The sequence below is a fragment of the Bradyrhizobium sp. Ai1a-2 genome (assembly GCF_000426245.1).
GTDB lineage: Bacteria > Pseudomonadota > Alphaproteobacteria > Rhizobiales > Xanthobacteraceae > Bradyrhizobium.
This window is the reverse complement of sequence record NZ_AUEZ01000003.1, coordinates 67221-83412: the sequence shown is the minus strand read 5'-3', so window position 1 is coordinate 83412 and position 16192 is coordinate 67221. Positions and strand designations below refer to the sequence as shown.

Here is a 16192-nt window from a genome sequence, read left to right as displayed (position 1 = left end):
CGGCGCCAAATTGCCGGACTGATTTCTCACAGGGAAACGCAGCGCTGGTGGCATGCCAACCGCGCTCCCGCCGGAATCAAAAGCTGGGCTACCACGCAAGAAGATCAGCCCGGTCGCTCCGAAGTTATCCGGTCGCTCAACCGTCGAAGCTCATCCTTAGGTAGTGGCCGTGGTTTCCCGGATATATCGCGATCACAGCTCAGCGTAAGGAGGTATTCAGAGAATGCACGCGTGCTTATAGGAGTTGCGTAAGTGCGGCAGAGGCTCCGGATTTCCAGGAAACGACGTTCATTACTAGAGTTATTTTCACCAGATTTGCTCGAACAGCTCGCCGAATTGGAGTGGCTGAGAGAGCAGGTTAGGCAAGCGGAAAAGCCGGATCCTCAGCAGATCTTGGCTCAGTTCAAAGCTTACCGGCAGGAGAAAACAACCAAGGCCAAGCGGACCGCGCATTAACCGTCCGCACCCGCGCGGGCCAGCGGCCTCATCTCCGTTTGGCCGCCTTCGGACGACGGCCACGCCCATTGTTTAGTGACAAATATAACGCCAGCGTCGAACCCGCTGAGCGGGTGGCCAAAACGCACGTGCTCAGCTTTAGGACACCCGAGCGTCCGAAAGCGACGTCAATAGATCTTCGACCAGTTGGTCGATCAAGGCCAAGGCAATGGCAGGCTTGGCGACGTCGATATCGTCCACGTGCCAGTATCTCACCCGACCCGACATCTCCGGGAAACGCCGCTCGATAAGAGGCCGGTGCTCTGCTTCCTTCAGCGCGATGATGATATCCGCGCTCTCGAGGTCAGGCAGAATACAGGGTTGAGGGTACCGCAAGTTTCCGGCCGGCGGGATGCCCTTGGCCTGGAGACCTTCCAGGGCAAAAAGCGACATGGGGCCGACGTTGTTGGGCGATCCCCTTTCCGCGGCCCCTCTGGAAAAGGCGCGCCAGTTCAGGCCGGCCAGCCCTGCGCGGTGATTGAATAGCTCTTCTGCATACCGACTGCGGTAGTAGTTGCCCGTGCAGAGGAATAACAAATGACGTGCCATCGCGGAGCATCAGGACCTTGAGGGATGGCGCAGCGGCCATCTCGATTGATACCGATGCTCACTTCCTCGCACAATTGCGCGACGTGGCTGTGGCTGCACAGAGCACAAGGTACGAATTTGATCATCAATTCGTCTTGCAGACGATGCTGCACGCTTACACGGAATCGTCATTGTCGAGGCACGTTTTGTCGCAGCCCGCCCCAGCGGGCGTGGATGGATAATGAACGATCATAAGCTGGGATCGTGATGGAGTTATTGTCATGAAACGAGCTGAACTCAAGCGGATGAGCTCGGACAACCTGTGGACGCTGCATCTCGAACTTTCTGACGTCCTGCGCCGCAAAATTCAGTTGATGAAGGCGCGGTTGGAAGATCGTCTGAAGAAGCTCCGGGCTCCAGCTGCGGCGCGCCGGCCATATCCCGAGGTGCGGCCCAAATACCGCAATCCTGATCAACCCACAGAAACCTGGGCTGGTCGAGGCAAGAAGCCGCGGTGGTTGATCGCGCAGCTCAGGTTGGGCAAACGGATCGACGATTTCAGAATCAAGGTTCGGAAAAAGAGCCGGATCGCCGAGCGCCTGGCGCGCTCCAGCGGATAGTGTCCGGCGTGCCGGGACTGTCCGCATTTCAGAGCAAAGCAGACGGCGCACTTTAGACGATTAGGCCCTCGCCGGATCATCAGGCGATTCGAAATTCTCTCCCAAGCCCGTTTCCCGGACAGCGTTGGTCGATCCGCGAAGGGCAACGCGGTCCACGGACCCGTAAAACCATCGTCCCGGCCACGCCGAGGAACGAAACCGTGGGGCCAGAGTCGAATCCTAGCCTCCGGTCGAACGCCCCCTACCCCCACCGGCCGGAGGAAAACCTCCAAGGTTGGCGGCCCCAGCGCACCTGGGGCCGTTTCACGAGTCTGGGGCTCGGACCGCCAGCCTCCGAACGCTCTGCTGCGCGGCTCCCGCGACCGCCGGAGAGGCAGGCGGCACGCCGGCATGGTTAATCCTCGATTGCCGGATTTGGCAAAGGTCTTGCTAATCGCTGGTCCGACACCGCAGTCCTCGATGGGGCTGCACCGAGTTGGATCAAGCGGGAGCAATGCCCATGGGTGCCGCGTCTCAGACTGGGAATTCCAGCATCACTGCGTTACGTGACGTCCTCGTCATCCAGACGATGCTGGAGGATCTGCAAAGGTCCGTCCGTATCCTCGATTGCGATATCGCGACAGAAGAAGCCGCCGGAAGGGTCAGCAACGCCGCGGATCCGCGGTATCCGTTGCTCGCCAGAACCCTTTCGACGCGCCGGGACAATCTCAAATCGACCATCCGGGCGCTGAAGGAGCGGCTGGGACAACTGACGGTAGCGGCGTAGTTACTGTTTGCGCCATGCCAACTTGCAATCAAGCGGCATGATGTTACCCGCTCGTGGGCGGGTGTGGAGATTGGCAGGCCTGCGCGTTGCGCCTTGCTGGCGCCGCCGCCATGCCTTAAGGCTCCCAGAATCCCGTCCACGAATCACTGGAACTCGATGCGTAAACTACTTGTCACGCTCTCGGCCGCCCTTCTGGTCGGGGCAAGCCTTCTGATACTCCGGAATGAGCTGCACGCGAAGCCCGCCACACAGTGCGGCTTCTGGGGCGAGATGGAAGCTGGAATGTCCTGCCGCTGAAATTAACCGCCGTCAGCGGCCCTAGAACAAAGGGGGCGGAAGCTGACGCGAGCGGCGAAGATCAATGCCGCCGCGTGGTTTGGCCCCGCCAACCACGCCCCGAGCAAAACCCGGGCGCGCCAATTCCCACAAGCCTGGTTTCGTTGCAATCGTCGGAGACGAGGTGTTGGATCGCGCTCTGCCTCATCCGACCGTCGTTCGGCGTGATGTCTTCACCGGTCGCGGGCGCGCCGACATTCCCCAAATGGGAACTGTCCGCTGATTTTCTCTGGGATTCGACGGTGATATGGCCGGTCTGCCGCGCCTTGCGCGGGCAGCGTTATCTGAGTACCAGCCGCGCCAACAATGCGGCGAGTTCGCCCTGCCTGGACACGCCCACCTTCGAGAATACGCGCTTGAGGATGGTCCGGGCGCTCTCCTCGGTGATGCCGAGCTTGTCAGCGGCATCGCGCGGCGACTGGCCGGTGCCCACCAGCGCCGTCACCCTCGCCTCGCCCAGCGTCAGCCCTAGCACATCACGGATCAGCGACGGGTCGGGCGGGCTGTTGTTGTCGGGGTCGACGACCAGCACGAGCAGCCTGGCCTGGGTCAGGAACTGGTTGATGCTGTTGGCCGCCATCGAGACCGGCAGGACATAGAGCGCAAGCGGCCGCCCCGACGTCCGCCGGTGCACGATGATCGGCTTTTCGCCCGCCAGGAGATCCTCGGCGCGATACGCCGCGAGACGTTTCATCGCCGCCGAGGCCGGCGAATTGAGCGCCAACGATCCAGCGGCCAGCTTCTCCTCCACGATCTCGAGACCATCGCCGAGCAGCGATTCCGCCTTGGGATTGGAAAAGATCACGCGGCCGACTGAATCCAGCACGAAGACCCCGGTTCCCAACCGCGCCAGCGCGGCGCCGAGGCCAAGCTTGCTCAGTTCCGAGTCCATCAGGCGAATGCCAAGGCGGAGCGACCGCTCGACGTGGCGGCCGAGCTCGGCCACGAGATCGAGCTCGGCGTCGCTGTAGACCGGCTTGCCGCTCGCGCGCTGAATGCTCATCGCCACCTCGATCTTTGCATCCGGCGAGACCGTTGCGGCGGCGAAATATTTCAGGCCGTGTTTCCGAAGCAGCACGGAATAGAACGGGTCCGTGACCATGTCCTCTTCGGAGACGACGTCGCGATCGGTCACGACATCACGATTGAAGAAATAGCCGCGCTCGCGCGCGCGGATCGCGCGGATATCCCGAAAAGTCCACTCGCGCATGTATTCTTCCGCGATCGCATCGAGCGACGCGGATTGAATGGCGCCAAAACTTCCATCATCCCGGCCGTACAGCAGAATCGCGCCGACATCTTCGAGGCAATCGGCAATGGCCTGCAGGGCCACCGGCCAGTGCGACGGTTCCGCCGCGGAGTGATAGATGGCGTCGATGGCCTTCAGCAGGTGATGCGACATTGCAAACGACAACTCGAGTGACCAATCAACGCGGGGCGATCAATCTCACAGGGATTGAACGCAATACAGTTGAATGACAGGAAACGATAACGGGCAAGTCCGTACGACCACGGCCTTTGCGTGGTAAGCGCAACCACTGACGGCCGATCGCGGTCGGCCTGTGAAGCGCCGGTCACCGCTTGGCGAACGGGATGTATTGCTGATACTGCCTCGGCACTGAGCTGCGATAGCGGGCCGGCACAGTTCCGGTTTTGATGGAATGCTCGACCTCCTGCTGCCGCGGTCGCTTCTTTGCGGCTGTCTTTTTCTTCTTCGGCGCAGCTTGCTCGGTAGTAGGCGGACTCGCTTCCGGCTGGGTGGCGGCTGGTGGAGTTGTGGTGCCAGGCTCCGTGGTTGCCGCAGGCGGCGCCGTGCTCGTCGCCGGCGGGGCGGTCTCGGTTCCGGTCGTGGGAGTGGCCTGGGCCAGTGCGCAACTCGAGTAAGACATCAGCATGAGCGCCGCGGTGGCCGCAGCAAGGCTGGAAAGCTTCTTCATCTGAAAACTCCAGTGTCGAACGCCGAGGCGATCGTGCAATGTGGAGCAATTAGACCATGAAACCCCGCCTCGCGCCAACGCGGACGGGCCGCACGTCTTGAGAGTACAGCGATCGTGCCCGCCGCTATGTTGCCGCGGTCACACTCGATGCGCGCTGACCTGTCAGCAGAGGGGATCCTAGCCGGGCGACGGCTGCTCCGCATGCGCACGTGCGCGCTCCGGCCTTGCATCCCTGGTGCAGGTCGTCACGACGAAGGCAATGCGGCTGCACTGCCACCCCGGCCCGAGCGCCGCGCTCGCCACCGTCTCGTGAGAGAGGCTGCCGGCTGAAAACATCGCAATGCCAAAGCCGATGACGACGATGGCGGCCAGCAGCGCAAATCCCTTGCGGCTAATGAGTTGGTGGATCATCCGATCGTTCCTGTTCAGTTTGCGCGGAGCATAGGCCCGGGTCGCCTCTCTCCCTGTAATCGACATCACAATTGCCCGCGACGTTTCAGCGCTGGCCCCGGCCTATTGCGCCGGCTGGATCACGTTGCAGTTGGTCCGTCCCGACATCAGGCAGTCCTGCATCTTGCTCGCCGCCGTCAGCTCGCGCGCCAGCCACAAGCCGGCCGCCAGCATGGCGGCCGCAATCAGCAGACCGGCTATAGCACCGCGGCGGCTCCCGCCTTCCCTCGGGTCGGTCATGATCGTGTCGGTTCCCACGCCGTCATCGCAGAGATCGTGGTTGCAATACCTGCTTCGCAAGTGCCCGGGTGATCACATCTGCAACAGAGCATATTCCAGAAAAGTGGATACCAGTTTTACGAAAAGATCATGCCCAAACAAGACGATAAGATCGTGTTCCAATCGAGCCTGACCCCTATCGCGATCAAGAGAGATCAAATCTGCAAAGCCTGGGCATAAGTGTCGCAAATCCATTGCACGCGTCTGCGCACTGCTCAACACTGCGCACCTTCCGGGAAGCGCGTGTGCGGAGCGTGCCATGGGCAAACAAGAAACGGCCTACGACTATCATCGATACAAGAAACTGCTGGCGGAAGCGGTCGACGAGAGCAAGCGGCTCGAATTGATCGAGCTTCTGATCCACGAGAAAGCCCGGGACAAGCTCGAAGCGCAGCGGACCTCTGATCGCGTCGCCATGACGGCGCAGACGGTCGCCAGGGTGCTGGGAACCTCCCGCCACCGCGACAGCTTCTAGCTCGGCTAGAATTTTAGCGAAGTTCGACGCGTATTGCCGGATTGCCCTCGGCAATCATCGGCTCGGCTGCGCTGCGCATGCATTGCGAACGCGGCTGTTTGGCATGCCAATTGGACGCTGGCATTTTGCCCTCGTTTCACTTATGTGCTGCGCCGAACCCGATTTTCATCATTCCTCCAATCAGCAGTGAAGATAACAAGGCTCTCTCGATGAGCAGCTTCAAAGAACCGAACTTTTCCGACCGCCAGAAGGCGGCGCAGCAGTCCCGGCAGAACATTCTGGAAAAATTCCGTTCCCGCCCCGGGCCCAATGATCCCCAGGTGCAGGCGCGCGCCGCCGAGCGCGCGGCAATCGCGGCCAATCGCGAGCAGGCAAGGCTTGCGCGGGAGACCGCCAAGGCCGAGCAGAAGCGTCTCGAGGAAGAGGCTGCCGCCGCGGAAGCCTCAAGAATCGCGCGCGAAAAAGAAGAGGAAACCGTGCGGCTCGCTGCCCTCGAGGCCGAACAGAAGGCCAAGCGCGACGCGCGTTACGCCGCTCGCAAGGAGCGCGGCAAGAAAAAGAGGTGACGCGTTTCCGCGCCACGTTCGAGACCGGCAAAGCCTGCGCTCGGCATTCCAGATAAGAGGACTCTCCAGGAGCACCGCTCGCGGCGAGTCCTCTTCAGAAGAGACGGCGATCAGTTCTTCTTCATGCCGTCTTCTTTTTTCATCGCGTCATCCTTCTTCATCATCCCCTCGCTTTTCTTCATCCCGTCATGCTTCGACATGGTGTCCTTGGACATCGTCCCTTTCTTCATGGCATCGTCCTTGCCCATCTTGTCCTGGGCAAAGGCTGCGGGTGCGAGGGCGACGCTGACGGCAATGAGGGCGGCGGAGACGCCGAGGCCGATACGGGTCGAGAAGGTCATGGTGGTCATCCTTACTGAGGGTTGAGCATGAAGCGACGGCTGCCGCTCTTGTCACGACGCAGCCGGAATGGCCGTCGTTACCCTCTCACAAAGTCGTGAAAGAGCGCGCGGGACTGGCGCTGCCTAGCAATCCGGCGCCAAATGCCATCGCCGGCCGCATTGTGCAGCGCAACAATGCCGGCCTTGGTATGACGCTTTGGCGTCAAGCGATAAAGCTGCCTCAAACTATCAGCCTAGAGAAAATTCTGGCAAAGTTCGCCTAAATGCGGCCGTCAAGTTCCGCCTTATCGCCAATCAAGAACAGTGTTCCAACGGGAGAAACTTTTATGCTCACTCGCCGCCACGTCCTTGCCTCGGCGCTTGCCGCGCCCGCGGTCCTGCGCTTCGGTATCGGTACCGCCCATGCCGCGACCACACTGAAAATCTCGCACCAGTTCCCTGGCGGGACCATCGAGAAGGGCGATTTCCGCGACCGGCTGTGCCGGATGTTCGCCGCCGAGGTGGCAAAGCGCTCGGGCGGCGAGATCGCGGCCGAAGTCTATCCGAATTCCTCGCTGATCAAGACCAACGCGCAGTTCTCCGCCATGCGCAAGGGCGCGCTCGACATCAGCCTCTACCCGATGCCCTATGCCGGCGGCGAGTTGCCGGAGACCAATATCGGCCTGATGCCCGGCCTGGTCACGACCTACGACCAGGGCCTGCGCTGGAAGAAAGAACCGGTCGGCAAGGCCCTCTCCAACTTCCTGGCCGACAAGGGCATCATCCTCCTGACCTGGGTCTGGCAGGCCGGCGGCGTCGCAAGCCGCTCCAAGCCGATCGTGGCGCCCGAGGACGCCAAGGGCATGAAAGTGCGCGGCGGCTCGCGCGAGATGGACATGGTGCTGCAGACCGCCGGAGCGGCCGTGCTGTCGGTGCCGTCCAACGAGCTCTATGCGGCCATGCAGACCGGCGCCTGCGACGCCGGCATCACCTCCTCCACCAGCCTGATCTCGTTCCGCCTGGAAGAAGTCGCAAAATCGCTGACCTCCGGTGCCGGCACCTCCTACTGGTTCATGCTGGAGCCCCTGATGATGTCGAAAGCGATCTTCGACAAGCTGCCGAAGAACCAGCAGGACATCATCCTTGCCGTCGGCTCCGAGCTCGAAGCCTTCGGCAAGAAGGGCGCGCAGGACGACGACGTCGAGGTCGCCAAGGTCTACGAGAAGGCCGGCGCCAAGGTCAGCGCGCTTGACGCAGCCACCGTCAACAAGTGGCGTGACATTGCGCGCGATACCGCGTGGAAGGACTACGGTGCTAAGACTGCGACAGCAGCCAACCTGTTGAAGCTCGCAAGCGACGTCGCCGCATGATGCATGGTCCGGTCGCGGATCAAGCCGAACGCCAGACCGCCGTCACGGGCAATGCGCTCGTGGCGGTGCTGTCGCGCGGGCTTGCCATCTGTAACAACATCATCGTCGTTTTCGCGTCCATCGCGCTGATCGCGGCCTGCGTGATCCTGAGCTACAGCGTGCTCGGCCGCGCGTTATTTCACAGCCCGAACTACTGGCAGGACGAGGCCGCGGTGTTCCTGCTGGTCGGCGCGACCTTCATGACCGCGGCCTATGTGCAGGGCCAGCGCGGCCATGTCAGCATCGAAGCGTTTGTCGGGCTGATGTCGCCGCTCGCCAACCGTATCAGGCTGTGGCTTGTCGATGTCGCGAGCCTGGCCTTCTGCGCCTTCTTTGCCTGGAAATCCTGGACATTGGCGCATGAGGCCTATGTCGACGGCCAGGTCTCGAACTCGATGTGGTCGCCGCCGCTCGCGATCCCCTACGTGCTGATGGCGCTCGGCATGACGCTACTCTGCCTGCAGCTCCTGCTGCAGATCATCATTCCCCTGATGCGTGGCGCGCGCTGATGGGTGTACTTGGCATTGGCATCAGTTACGGGCTTGCCACCCTGTTTGCGATGTTCTCGGGCATGCCCATTGCTTTTGCTTTGGGCGCGGTCGCGGTCGTGTTCATGGCGATCTACATGCCGACCGCCTCGCTCGATACCGTGACGCAGAACGTCTACGAGGAGATGGCCTCGATCACGCTGCTGTCGATCCCGCTGTTCATCCTCAAGGGCGCGGCGATCGGCAAGTCCCGCGCGGGCCAGGATCTCTATTCGGCCCTGCACGCCTGGCTGCATCGCGTGCCCGGCGGGCTCGGCGTCGCCAACGTGTTCGCCTGCGCGCTGTTTGCGGCGATGGCGGGATCCTCGCCCGCCACCTGCTCGGCGATCGGCTCGGCCGGCATCCCCGAGATGCGCAAGCGGGGCTATTCCGGCGGCTTTGCTGCAGGGATCATCGCAGCCGGCGGCACGCTCGGAATCCTGCTGCCGCCGTCGATCACCATGATCCTGTTCGCGGTCGCGGCGGAGAAATCGCTGGGGCGCCTGTTCCTCGCCGGCATCGGACCGGGCCTGTTGCTGGTTACGCTGTTCGGCGTCTACGCGATGTTCCGATTTCGTAAAGAGTATGCGGCCGCCCGCGCCGCCTATGACGCAACGGGTGCTGATGCCGCGATCCTGCAGCGCGACGAATTCACGATGGCCGACCGCTTCAACGCGCTGCCCCGGGTGCTGCCGTTCGTGCTGCTCCTGACCGGCGTGATGATCGCGCTCTACGGCGGCTATGCGACGCCGTCGGAGACCGCCGGCCTCGGCGGGCTATTGGCGCTTGGGCTGATCGCGGTGATCTACAGCGTCTGGAAGCCGAGCGACCTCGAGCCGATCCTGAAATCCACCATCCGCGAGTCGACCATGCTGATGCTGATCATCGGCATGTCCCTGCTCTATTCCTACGTGATGAGCTACCTGCACATCTCGCAGTCGGCCGCGGAAGCGATCGTCGCGATGCACCTGCCGCGCTGGGAGCTGCTCGTGGCGATCCTGCTCATGGTCATCGTGCTCGGCTTCTTCCTGCCGCCGGTCTCGATCATCCTGATGACCGCGCCGATCATCCTGCCGCCGCTCCGCGCCGCCGAGTTCGACATCATCTGGTTCGGCGTGGTGATGACCATCGTGATGGAAATGGGCCTGATCCATCCGCCGGTCGGATTGAACATCTTCGTCATCCGCAACGTCGCGCCGGATATCCCCTTGAGCGAGGTGATCTGGGGCACGCTGCCGTTCGTGCTGCTGATGATGCTGGCGGTGCTGCTGCTCTGCTTCTTCCCTGGGATCTCGACCTGGCTGCCGGATCTGGTCATGGGGCCGGAGGGCGTGCGGTGATGCTCCCGTAGGATGGGTAGAGCGAAGCGAAACCCATCACTTTCGGAGCAAGCCGCGAATGGTGGGTTTCGCTTCGCTCTACCCACCCTACGAAGCTAGCGTTTCTTCTTCGCGTTCAGCGCATTGGCGACACGGCTCACCGGCCGGCGGCCGAGCAGGCGGCTGACCTCGTTGGTCGCGGCGAGCAGCTTGTCCATGTCAACGCCGGTCGCAATGCCCATGCCTTCGAGCATGTAGACGACATCCTCCGTAGCGACATTGCCAGTCGCACCGGGCGCGTAGGGGCAGCCACCGAGACCGCCGGCGGCGGAATCGATGACGCGGATGCCCTCCTCCATGCCGGCGTAGAGGTTGGCGAGCGCCTGGCCGTAGGTGTCGTGGAAATGCATCGCGAGATTTTGTGCCGGTACCTTGCCCGCAACCGCCCGCATCAGATGCTTCGCCTTGAGCGGCGTGCCGACGCCGATGGTGTCGCCGAGCGAAATCTCGTAACAGCCGAGATCGAACAATGTCCTAGCGACGTCGACAACCGCCTGCGGCTTGACCTCGCCGTCGAAGGGGCAGCCGAGCACGCAGGAGATATAGCCGCGCACCTTGATGCCATCGGCTTTGGCGCGCGCCAGCACCGGCTTGAACCGTTCGATCGATTCCGCGACCGAGCAATTGATGTTGGCGCGCGAAAAGCCTTCGGAGGCCGAGGCAAACACCGCGATGACCTTGGCGCCAGCCGCTTGCGAGGCCTCATAGCCCTTCTCGTTCGGCACCAGCACGTGGAATTCGCCATTGAGGTGGCTGACGCCGCGCAGCACCTCGGCCGAGCCGACCATCTGCGGAATCGCCTTCGGCGACACGAAGGCACCGACTTCGACGGTCGGCAGGCCGGCGCCGATCAGACGCTCGATGAAGGCGATCCGGTCGGCGACGCTGATCGGCGTCTTCTCGTTCTGCAGCCCGTCGCGCGGGCCGACCTCGACAATGCGGACAGTGTCGCTCATCACGCGGCCGTCGGCTCGACTTCGGCGAGTTCGACGCCCTCGCCGACGATATCGCCCACCTTGCATTTCAGCTTCTTCAGCACGCCGGCATACGGCGCGCGCAACGTCTGTTCCATCTTCATCACTTCCAGCGTCAGGATCGCCGCGCCCTTCTCCAAGATCGCGCCCTCCTCGGCAAGCAGCGCGACCACGGTGCCCGGCAGCGGCGCCACGATCTTGTCCTCGCCGACCTGCTCCTCGGTCTCGCCCCCGAACGGATCGACCCAGTGCAGGTCGAAGCGGCCGTTGCGAGTGCGCAAGTAGAGCTCGTGACCTTCAATCACGGCGACGACACGGGATTTCGTGCCATCAAGCGTCAGGTCAAAGCCGCCGTCCGCGGCCGCTGCCAGCGCCAGCACGAACTCGCGATCTCCGACCGACACCGTCGACGGCCCACTGCCGTAGCGCAGCGTCACCTTCTGTTCCGCGCCCTGCCCCTGCCGGAACGAGAACACCCGCTGCCGCTGCCCAACCGGCATCCAGCCAAATGTCTGCCACGGCGAATGCGCCTCTTTCCGTGCAGTCCTCTGTTCCTCATTCAGGATCGCAGCCACTGCGGCGCACAGCTCGAACGCACCGGCGGCACCACGTTCTGCGGTCAGGCTCTTCAGCTCGCGCTCGATGAAGCCAGTATCGATCGCATTCGCGACCACGGCGGGATGCGTCACCAGCGCCGACAGGAACGGGATGTTGGTGACGATGCCGCGGACGTCGGTCTGTTCCAGTCCGCGATTGAGCTTCTCGATCGCGATCTCGCGCGTCGGCGCCCACGCGATCACCTTGGCCAGCATCGCGTCGTAGTACGGTGAGACGTTATCGCCGCTGCGATAGCCGGCATCGATACGCAGGCCGTCGCCCTCCTCCGGCGTGCGCCAGGTCTTGATGCGTCCGACCGACGGCATGAAATTCTTCTGCGGATTTTCCGCATAGACCCGCGCCTCGATGGCATGGCCGTTCAGTTTGATTTCGTTCTGGCTCAGCGGCAGCTTCTCGCCGAAGGCGACGCGGAGCTGCCATTCCACGAGATCGACGCCGGTGATCAGCTCGGTCACTGGATGCTCGACCTGCAGACGCGTGTTCATCTCGATGAAGAATACGTCCTTGCCGTCGGAGACGAATTCGATGGTGCCGGCGCCGACGTAATTGACCGCCGCGGCCGCCTTCCGCGCCGCGGCGCAGACGGCGTCGCGCTGGGTGGCATTCAGCGTCGGTGACGGCGCTTCCTCGATCACCTTCTGGTGCCGGCGCTGCAGCGTGCATTCGCGCTCCCACAGCGAGAGCAGGTTGCCATGGCTGTCGCCGATGATCTGCACCTCGATGTGGCGCGGGTTCTGGACGTATTTCTCGATCAGCATGCGGTCGTCGCCGAACGCCGCCTTGGCCTCGCGCTTGGCGCTGACGATCGCAGCCGACAGCTCGGCCGCCGAATTCACCACGCGCATGCCGCGGCCGCCTCCGCCCGCGGAGGCCTTCACCAGCACCGGAAACCCAATACGCTCGGCGGCGTTCGCCAGCGTCGCCTCGTCCTGCGCCTCGCCGTGATAGCCCGGCACCAGCGGCACACCTGCCTTCTCCATCAGCGCCTTGGAGCCTGACTTCGAGCCCATCGCATTCATCATCTCGGCCGTGGGGCCGACGAACACCACCCCTGCCTCAAGGCAGGCTTGCGCGAATTCTGCATTCTCGGACAAGAAGCCGTACCCGGGATGGATCGCCTCCGCGCCGGTCTCGCGCGCCGCTTCGATCACGCGCTGGATGTTGAGATAGCTGTCGCGCGCCCGCGCCGGTCCCAGCAGCACGGCCTCGTCGGCCAGCGCAACATGCAGGGCGTCGCGGTCGGCTTCGGAATAAACAGCGACGGTGCGCAGGCCCATGGCCTTGGCGCTGCGGATCACGCGGGCTGCGATCTCGCCGCGGTTGGCGATCAGCAGGGTGCGAAAACGCCGATAGAGTTTTGAGCGGTCCATCGTCACATCCTGAACAGGCCAAATTTCGTCGGTTCGATCGGCGCATTGGCGGCGGCCGAGAGGCCGAGGCCGATCACGAGGCGCGTGTCGGCAGGATCGATCAAGCCGTCGTCCCAAAGCCGCGCGGTCGCGTAATAGGGATTGCCTTGGCTCTCATATTGCGCGCGGATGGGCGCGCGGAACTTATCCTCTTCCTCCGCCGACCAAGTGTCGCCCTTGGCCTCGATATTGTCGCGCCGGACCTGGCTCAGCACCATCGAGGCCTGCTCGCCGCCCATCACCGAGATGCGCGCATTCGGCCACAGCCAGAGGAAGCGCGGACTGTAGGCGCGGCCGCACATGCCGTAATTGCCGGCGCCGTAGGAGCCGCCGATCACGACGGTGAATTTCGGCACGCCGGCTGTCGCGACGGCGGTGACGAGCTTGGCGCCGTCGCGCGCGATGCCGCCGGCCTCGTATTTCCTGCCGACCATGAAGCCGGTGATGTTCTGCAGGAACACCAGCGGGATGCCGCGCTGGCAGCACAGCTCGATGAAATGCGCGCCCTTCAGCGAGCTCTCACTGAACAGGATGCCATTGTTGGCGATGATGCCGACCGGAAAGCCCCAGATATGGGCAAAGCCGCAGATCAGAGTCGTGCCGTAGAGCCGCTTGAACTCGTCGAACTCCGAGCCGTCGACGATCCGCGCGATGATGTCGTGGACGTCGAACGGCTTGCGGCCGTCGGAGGAGACCACGCCATAGATCTCCTCGGCCGGATAGACCGGCTCCCGCGGCTCGCGCATGTTGAGCATGGCGCGCTGCGACGGCTTCAAGGTCGCGACGATACGCCGGGCGATGCCGATCGCATGCGCATCGTTCTGCGCGTAATGGTCGGTGACACCAGATTGCCGCGAATGGACGTCGGCGCCGCCGAGTTCCTCCGCGGTGACGACCTCGCCGGTCGCGGCCTTCACCAGGGGCGGGCCGCCGAGGAAGATCGTGCCTTGATTGCGCACGATGATGCTCTCGTCCGACATTGCCGGCACATAGGCGCCGCCGGCGGTGCAGGAGCCCATCACGATCGCGATCTGCGGAATGCCCTGCGCCGACATCTGCGCCTGGTTGTAGAAGATGCGGCCGAAGTGCCGCTCGTCCGGAAAGATCTCGTCCTGCATCGGCAGGAAGGCGCCGCCGGAATCGACCAGGTAGACGCAAGGCAGATTGTTCTGCCGGGCGATATCCTGGGCGCGCAGGTGCTTCTTCACCGTCATCGGGTAATAGGTGCCGCCCTTGATGGTGGCATCATTGGCGACGATGATGCATTCGCGGCCCGCAATGCGTCCCACCCCGGTGATCACGCTCGCCGAATGCACGTCGCCGCCATAGAGGCCGTTGGCCGCAAGCGGCGACAATTCCAGGAACGCGGTCCCCGGATCGACCAGGAGGTCGACGCGGTCACGCGCGAGCATCTTGCCGCGCGAGGTATGCCTGATGCGGGACGCCTCGCCTCCGCCGCCCGCAACCTGGCTGAGCTTGTCGCGGAGCTCGGCCACCAGGTCGCGCATCACCTCGGCATTGCGGGAAAATTCCTCGGACTTGGGATCGATCGTGGAATGAAGCTGCATGTTGCGCTTTTCTGCCGCGTGTTTCGACAATCTTCAAATTAGAGTATCGCGGCTGATCGCGCGATAGGCTCAGGCGCCGGGGCCGGATGATCCCGTCCTGCGGAATTGACCACCACCGTCGGGTTCGAAGCCATGATTCCTCCGATCGCCTTGGATTTTATAACGAACGATCATACGTTTTTTTAACGCAGTCTCAAGAGGTTCGGTCTTGGGCAAACACCTACGCTATAGCACGTTGTTTTCGCTTGATTTTCCGGCTATAAACATACGATCGTTCGCTTGTTTCCTTGCTCCTCAACGCTCCTGCGAAGGTCCCCGATGGCGCGCACGATCGGCTCACACGGCCCAACAACGCTGGAGGCGATCCGCAAAGCCGGAACGCGCCTGATCTTCGAGCATGGCTACGAGGCCATGAGCCTGCGCCAGCTCGCCGCCGAGGTCGGCATCCAGGCGGGATCGCTCTACAACCATATCAGCACCAAGCAGGAATTGCTGTTCGACCTGGTGCAGCACCATATCAACGAACTGCTGCGCCAGCTTGACCTCGCGCTCGACGGCAAGAGCGGGCCGGAGGAAAAGCTTCGCGCCTTCGTCGCCTTCCACGTCAGCTACCACATGACGCGCAAGCGCGAGGTCTACATCGCCAATTCCGAGCTGCGCAGCCTGGATCCGAAGAATTATGCGGCGGTCATCGCCTTGCGCGAGTCCTATGAGCGGCGTCTTGCCGCCATCCTCGAGGAAGGCGCTGCGCAGGGCGCCTTCGAGCTGGTGGATGTCCAGGTCGCGACCTTTGCGATCCTGGCGATGTTGACCGGGCCCTGCACCTGGTATCGTCCGGGCGGCCGGCTCTCGAAGGAAGCCATCATCGCGACGCACGAAAAACTGGTGCTGTCAGGCATCGCGCCGCAGGCAGCCGCTCCCCCTGCCCGCGTCAGTCGCAGGGCGACACGGCGTGTCGCCGCGGGATAATTCGTTCGTCAACGCACGAGGCATTCATGACAGAGCGCGTCGAGCTCGACGAGATCGACCTGAAGATTTTGTCCGAGCTGCAGCGGGACGGCCGGCTGCGCTACAACGACATGGCGCAACGAGTCGGCATTTCAGCGCCGGCCTGCCGTCGCCGCGTCCGCGCGCTGCGGAGCCGCGGCGTCATCAGGGACGTCCGCGCGAGCCTCGACGAGCGGTCGCTCGGCTATGAGGTGACGTCCTTTGTCTTGATTCAGTTGACCAGCCAGAACCAGGCGACGCTGGAGGCGTTCGAGGCATCGATCGCCCGCCTGCCCCTGGTGCAGCAATGCTGGCGCATCTCAGGCGAAGCGGACTTCCTGCTCAAATGCGTGGCGAGAAGTGTGCAGGGCATGCACCAGCAGCTCCTGCAGTTCTCTGTGATGCCAGAGGTGCGCACCATCAGAAGCTTTCCGGTGCTCGGCGTCTCCAAGGACGCACCGCTGCCACTCCCCGACATTCCGATGGTGGCAGATCCAGCGCGATCGCGCGACCAGTGATCGTGCCCTAGCCCGACGCTGTCTGGGCTCC

18 protein-coding genes are annotated in these 16192 nt (G+C 63.0%); 9 read left to right on the top strand and 9 right to left on the bottom strand.

Going from position 1 to position 16192, the window contains the following annotated elements:
* Positions 1-594: 594 nt before the first annotated feature.
* Positions 595-1044 carry a low molecular weight phosphatase family protein gene (locus K288_RS0103330; protein ID WP_027578296.1) on the bottom strand — a complete coding sequence of 150 codons (450 nt, stop codon included), beginning with the start codon at positions 1042-1044 and terminating at the stop codon, positions 595-597.
* Positions 1045-1304: 260 nt separating this feature from the next.
* Between K288_RS0103330 and K288_RS0103320 the strand changes: the two genes are divergently transcribed.
* Both K288_RS0103320 and K288_RS44505 read left to right on the top strand, forming a co-directional pair.
* Complete coding sequence (locus K288_RS0103320) at positions 1305-1643, top strand: H-NS histone family protein (protein WP_027578294.1); 339 nt, start codon at positions 1305-1307, stop codon at positions 1641-1643.
* Between the two features lie 499 nt (positions 1644-2142).
* Positions 2143-2409: a hypothetical protein gene (locus K288_RS44505; protein WP_051334326.1), complete on the top strand. Its 267-nt coding sequence runs from the start codon at positions 2143-2145 to the stop codon at positions 2407-2409.
* 616 nt (positions 2410-3025) lie between these two features.
* On the opposite strand, the gene K288_RS0103310 is transcribed toward K288_RS44505, so the two are convergent.
* From K288_RS0103310 to K288_RS54020, 4 genes are all read right to left on the bottom strand, one after another.
* Entirely contained in the window at positions 3026-4147 is a 1122-nt protein-coding gene (locus tag K288_RS0103310) for a helix-turn-helix transcriptional regulator (protein WP_027578293.1), read from the bottom strand.
* Between the two features lie 172 nt (positions 4148-4319).
* A complete protein-coding gene (locus K288_RS0103305) occupies positions 4320-4682 on the bottom strand; it encodes a hypothetical protein (protein ID WP_027578292.1) in 363 nt (120 codons plus the stop codon).
* 177 nt (positions 4683-4859) lie between these two features.
* Complete coding sequence (locus K288_RS0103300) at positions 4860-5093, bottom strand: hypothetical protein (RefSeq protein WP_027578291.1); 234 nt, start codon at positions 5091-5093, stop codon at positions 4860-4862.
* 102 nt (positions 5094-5195) lie between these two features.
* On the bottom strand, positions 5196-5372 hold the full coding sequence (locus K288_RS54020; protein WP_201449640.1) for a hypothetical protein: 177 nt from the start codon (positions 5370-5372) through the stop codon (positions 5196-5198).
* A gap of 298 nt (positions 5373-5670) precedes the next feature.
* On the opposite strand from K288_RS54020, the gene K288_RS0103290 reads away from it, so the two are divergent.
* Together K288_RS0103290 and K288_RS0103280 are read left to right on the top strand one after the other, a co-directional pair.
* Positions 5671-5886, top strand: coding sequence for a hypothetical protein (locus tag K288_RS0103290; RefSeq protein WP_027578290.1), 216 nt, complete (start codon positions 5671-5673; stop codon positions 5884-5886).
* A gap of 209 nt (positions 5887-6095) precedes the next feature.
* A complete protein-coding gene (locus tag K288_RS0103280; RefSeq protein WP_027578289.1) occupies positions 6096-6452 on the top strand; it encodes a DUF6481 family protein in 357 nt (118 codons plus the stop codon).
* 110 nt (positions 6453-6562) lie between these two features.
* Here the strand turns inward: K288_RS0103280 and K288_RS0103275 are convergent, their stop codons facing one another.
* The gene (locus K288_RS0103275; protein WP_027578288.1) at positions 6563-6793 is read right to left on the bottom strand and encodes a pentapeptide MXKDX repeat protein; all 231 of its coding nucleotides are present in this window, start codon (positions 6791-6793) and stop codon (positions 6563-6565) included.
* Positions 6794-7119: 326 nt separating this feature from the next.
* Here K288_RS0103275 and dctP point away from each other — a divergent pair, with 326 nt between their 5' ends.
* The 3 genes from dctP to K288_RS0103260 are packed head-to-tail and all read left to right on the top strand — an operon-like array spanning position 7120 to position 10048.
* Entirely contained in the window at positions 7120-8142 is a 1023-nt protein-coding gene (gene dctP / locus K288_RS0103270; RefSeq protein WP_027578287.1) for a TRAP transporter substrate-binding protein DctP, read from the top strand.
* Complete coding sequence (locus K288_RS0103265; protein ID WP_027578286.1) at positions 8139-8690, top strand: TRAP transporter small permease; 552 nt, start codon at positions 8139-8141, stop codon at positions 8688-8690. Before dctP ends, K288_RS0103265 begins: the two co-directional genes overlap by 4 nt.
* Positions 8690-10048, top strand: coding sequence for a TRAP transporter large permease (locus K288_RS0103260; RefSeq protein WP_027578285.1), 1359 nt, complete (start codon positions 8690-8692; stop codon positions 10046-10048). Before K288_RS0103265 ends, K288_RS0103260 begins: the two co-directional genes overlap by 1 nt.
* A 95-nt stretch (positions 10049-10143) precedes the next feature.
* Here the strand turns inward: K288_RS0103260 and K288_RS0103255 are convergent, their stop codons facing one another.
* The 3 genes from K288_RS0103255 to K288_RS0103245 are packed head-to-tail and all read right to left on the bottom strand — an operon-like array spanning position 10144 to position 14656.
* The gene (locus tag K288_RS0103255) at positions 10144-11043 is read right to left on the bottom strand and encodes a hydroxymethylglutaryl-CoA lyase (RefSeq protein ID WP_027578284.1); all 900 of its coding nucleotides are present in this window, start codon (positions 11041-11043) and stop codon (positions 10144-10146) included.
* Complete coding sequence (locus K288_RS0103250) at positions 11043-13049, bottom strand: acetyl-CoA carboxylase biotin carboxylase subunit (RefSeq protein WP_027578283.1); 2007 nt, start codon at positions 13047-13049, stop codon at positions 11043-11045. The genes K288_RS0103255 and K288_RS0103250 overlap by 1 nt, the downstream gene beginning before the upstream one ends.
* A 2-nt stretch (positions 13050-13051) precedes the next feature.
* Entirely contained in the window at positions 13052-14656 is a 1605-nt protein-coding gene (locus K288_RS0103245; protein ID WP_027578282.1) for a carboxyl transferase domain-containing protein, read from the bottom strand.
* Between the two features lie 318 nt (positions 14657-14974).
* On the opposite strand from K288_RS0103245, the gene K288_RS44495 reads away from it, so the two are divergent.
* Both K288_RS44495 and K288_RS0103235 read left to right on the top strand, forming a co-directional pair.
* Complete coding sequence (locus K288_RS44495; RefSeq protein ID WP_051334325.1) at positions 14975-15625, top strand: TetR/AcrR family transcriptional regulator; 651 nt, start codon at positions 14975-14977, stop codon at positions 15623-15625.
* A 26-nt stretch (positions 15626-15651) separates the two neighbouring features.
* Positions 15652-16161 (top strand): Lrp/AsnC family transcriptional regulator, encoded by a 510-nt coding sequence (locus K288_RS0103235; protein ID WP_027578281.1) that lies wholly within the window; start codon positions 15652-15654, stop codon positions 16159-16161.
* The last annotated feature ends 31 nt before the right edge of the window (positions 16162-16192 follow it).

Excerpts from the sequence above, each read along its gene's own strand:
- K288_RS0103330 (WP_027578296.1), bottom strand. The coding sequence starts at position 1,044 with ATGGCACGTCATTTGTTATTCCTCTGCACGGGCAACTACTACCGCAGT.
- K288_RS0103320 (WP_027578294.1), top strand. The coding sequence starts at position 1,305 with ATGAAACGAGCTGAACTCAAGCGGATGAGCTCGGACAACCTGTGGACG.
- K288_RS44505 (WP_051334326.1), top strand. The coding sequence starts at position 2,143 with ATGGGTGCCGCGTCTCAGACTGGGAATTCCAGCATCACTGCGTTACGT.
- K288_RS0103310 (WP_027578293.1), bottom strand. The coding sequence starts at position 4,147 with ATGTCGCATCACCTGCTGAAGGCCATCGACGCCATCTATCACTCCGCG.
- K288_RS0103305 (WP_027578292.1), bottom strand. The coding sequence starts at position 4,682 with ATGAAGAAGCTTTCCAGCCTTGCTGCGGCCACCGCGGCGCTCATGCTG.
- K288_RS0103300 (WP_027578291.1), bottom strand. The coding sequence starts at position 5,093 with ATGATCCACCAACTCATTAGCCGCAAGGGATTTGCGCTGCTGGCCGCC.
- K288_RS54020 (WP_201449640.1), bottom strand. The coding sequence starts at position 5,372 with ATGACCGACCCGAGGGAAGGCGGGAGCCGCCGCGGTGCTATAGCCGGT.
- K288_RS0103290 (WP_027578290.1), top strand. The coding sequence starts at position 5,671 with ATGGGCAAACAAGAAACGGCCTACGACTATCATCGATACAAGAAACTG.
- K288_RS0103280 (WP_027578289.1), top strand. The coding sequence starts at position 6,096 with ATGAGCAGCTTCAAAGAACCGAACTTTTCCGACCGCCAGAAGGCGGCG.
- K288_RS0103275 (WP_027578288.1), bottom strand. The coding sequence starts at position 6,793 with ATGACCTTCTCGACCCGTATCGGCCTCGGCGTCTCCGCCGCCCTCATT.
- dctP (WP_027578287.1), top strand. The coding sequence starts at position 7,120 with ATGCTCACTCGCCGCCACGTCCTTGCCTCGGCGCTTGCCGCGCCCGCG.
- K288_RS0103265 (WP_027578286.1), top strand. The coding sequence starts at position 8,139 with ATGATGCATGGTCCGGTCGCGGATCAAGCCGAACGCCAGACCGCCGTC.
- K288_RS0103260 (WP_027578285.1), top strand. The coding sequence starts at position 8,690 with ATGGGTGTACTTGGCATTGGCATCAGTTACGGGCTTGCCACCCTGTTT.
- K288_RS0103255 (WP_027578284.1), bottom strand. The coding sequence starts at position 11,043 with ATGAGCGACACTGTCCGCATTGTCGAGGTCGGCCCGCGCGACGGGCTG.
- K288_RS0103250 (WP_027578283.1), bottom strand. The coding sequence starts at position 13,049 with ATGGACCGCTCAAAACTCTATCGGCGTTTTCGCACCCTGCTGATCGCC.
- K288_RS0103245 (WP_027578282.1), bottom strand. The coding sequence starts at position 14,656 with ATGCAGCTTCATTCCACGATCGATCCCAAGTCCGAGGAATTTTCCCGC.
- K288_RS44495 (WP_051334325.1), top strand. The coding sequence starts at position 14,975 with ATGGCGCGCACGATCGGCTCACACGGCCCAACAACGCTGGAGGCGATC.
- K288_RS0103235 (WP_027578281.1), top strand. The coding sequence starts at position 15,652 with ATGACAGAGCGCGTCGAGCTCGACGAGATCGACCTGAAGATTTTGTCC.